Here is a 2,388-nt window from a genome sequence, read left to right as displayed (position 1 = left end):
AACTTGAGACATTCAACAGATTCGCCACTAGGGCTGTTAAAATCTAGAAAGCCGCCATTCAACGTAAATTAGAAACGCGCCTTCATAAGCGCCTAACCGCAATCTAACTACCCCATGGCATGCTTCAATTTTTCAAGAAATGCAGTGAGTTCGGGATCAAGCGTATCACTCAACGTAACACGTGGCACCACAAAACTGGCGAGGGCGGTCTTCGACATTGAGATCGAATTCATAGTGACTCGCTCTACTCCAAGATCAGCGTCAGACAGTTCGGTTTCGCTGCATTTGAAAGCGGCGGCGACATGCTTCTTTGGGTAGTACCACTCAATTCCATTTTTCCCCCATACATGAATGTTATCGTCTAGGACACCCTGACGAGTGAGGCTTGCCTTCTTCACGTCATGCTTGGCATCCAAGACAACGAAGAGACGAGATCGGTAGGGGCTTGTATGAAGATCGCCCCAGCCGTCTGAAAGTGTTTGAACCTTATCCGGAGCGCCACCATCACCGCGAGCAACTACTATGGATACGCGACGTGTCGGAGTATGAAGTGAGAAAAGTCGAGCCATGAATGATATGTCGCACGGACCCTCTACCACAACAACAGCAGCTGGCATATACAAATGATCAAGATCATTCCCTAACATCCCGAACTGTAGTTCATGAAGTTCCGCTGTTGACTTTACTTGGCGATTTATAACTTCATCACCCTTCTTCTCAACAATGTAGTTGTTTGATAGTACTTCACGATCAAGGAAAAGATGAGAATGTGTGACAATGAAAACCTGTTTTAGATGAGGAAAGTATTTCTTGCGAACTGAATTGTCGTAAAGTGCACGAGCAAGTGAGGCTTGTATTTTTGGACTTAAGCCCAGTTCTGGCTCATCAATCAACGCGATTTGAAAGTAATCGTCAAAAAGATGACCAAGCAGTGTGAACATTAGCCGAGTTCCACTACTTGCGTACTTCAGACTTTGGCCATCTATATCAACATACCAGGGACTCATCCGCGTTCGCGTCGAATCAGTTCGAAGTAGTTGAATTTTGGCGCCAAGCAATTCTCCAGCAAGTTCGAACAGATTATCTAGCTGTGTATCTGTTAGTCCGCGAATAAGTTGCTCGAGTTGCCTGGGGTTTTGATCGTCATGAAAGTGACCCGATTCAAGTTGATTAGAAATCATGTCGTAATGTTGCCGACGTTCGTCAAACCCATGTGAATTCTGAGTGTTGATAACATCAATCGTGGAGTAACGGTTACACGTAAGCAAACAAACTTTTGGGCCAAGAGTTGAATGCATCTGTTTAAGAATTAAACTCTTGCCCGAATTATTAGGCCCTGAGAATATAGTTGACGCACATTCACGCCGATCAGCGAGGAGAGTATCAATATCCGGCTGGAATTCAACTGTGAACCTTGGTAAAAATTCATAGTGCACCTTCTCGAATCCGGGGCCAATCCCTGGATCCATGACCTTGCGGAAAATTTTCTCTCTTACCGAGTCATCTTCGCAAACTTTGTTATCTATCTCTACTACATTAAAAGGGCCATCGAAATTGGTGCCGTTTCCGCGTCCAATGTAGAATTCTTTCTTCATTCGTTGTGCTCTAAAATTGCTGATCAACACGCGATGATACTATGAATCGCATTTATGATAAGGGCCGTAGGGCGGATAAGCGAAGCGTCATCCGCCGATAAAACCGTCAATTTTCCGGTTCACCCACTTCGAACAATGGCAAGTCCAACCCCGCCCAATTTAACGGATAAATATCCATCTTGACCAAGCGATGAAAACTTGAATATGGCCAATCCTTAACTGTGACTGCCCAACCATGCTTGACCGGGTTGTAATGGATGTAATCCATATGTGCCACATAGTCGGCATCATCGATAATAGTATGTTCCCAAAAACGGCGTTGCCATATTCCGCGCTCGTGGCGTTTTATTCGGATTGCTGAGCGATATTCGGTTTTTGGTATCGCTTTGGAAAAGGCTTTTTTAATCGCCCGCCATCGGTTGGAATATTGATCGTCGCCGGCCGGTAATGTCCAAATCGCATGCATATGATCAGGCAAAACCACCCAAGCATCGATATGAAATGGCTGCTTTTCCCGGATCACTCGCACCGCTTCTCGTAACTCTGCAATATGCTCGATCAACAGCGACGATTTCCGTTCGAGCAAGTTAACGGTGAAAAAATAGGTGCCGCCAGGAATGCGATTGCGTCGATAATTTGGCATGAAAGGAGTTTAACCGATTTGGCGGATGACGCTACGCTTATCCGCCCTACAGCCAGCTTGAAATATTGACCCCACTACTGGGATTAATTGCCTGCTGTAAAGGCTAGACCAGTCGTTCACCAGAAACTGGTGTCTGACTCTTTCGGGTCG

The 2,388-nt window shown here is 45.6% G+C and carries 2 protein-coding genes; both read right to left on the bottom strand.

Going from position 1 to position 2,388, the window contains the following annotated elements; all coding sequences use genetic code 11:
- Positions 1 to 107: 107 nt before the first annotated feature.
- A complete protein-coding gene (locus NP590_RS20370; protein WP_256604579.1) occupies positions 108 to 1,595 on the bottom strand; it encodes an ATP-dependent nuclease in 1,488 nt (495 codons plus the stop codon).
- A 106-nt stretch (positions 1,596 to 1,701) separates the two neighbouring features.
- On the bottom strand, positions 1,702 to 2,238 hold the full coding sequence (locus tag NP590_RS20365) for an REP-associated tyrosine transposase (RefSeq protein ID WP_256604578.1): 537 nt from the start codon (positions 2,236 to 2,238) through the stop codon (positions 1,702 to 1,704).
- Positions 2,239 to 2,388 lie beyond the last annotated feature (150 nt).

It is taken from the genome of Methylomonas subterranea (genome assembly GCF_024505185.1).
GTDB classification, from domain to species: domain Bacteria; phylum Pseudomonadota; class Gammaproteobacteria; order Methylococcales; family Methylomonadaceae; genus Methylomonas; species Methylomonas subterranea.
Note: the sequence above shows the minus strand (reverse complement) of the source record. Positions and strands in the feature narration are given on the sequence as shown.

What these genes read in the sequence shown, in the direction of transcription:
- NP590_RS20370 (WP_256604579.1), bottom strand. Translation starts at nt 1,595, where the DNA reads ATGAAGAAAGAATTCTACATTGGACGCGGAAACGGCACCAATTTCGAT.
- NP590_RS20365 (WP_256604578.1), bottom strand. Translation starts at nt 2,238, where the DNA reads ATGCCAAATTATCGACGCAATCGCATTCCTGGCGGCACCTATTTTTTC.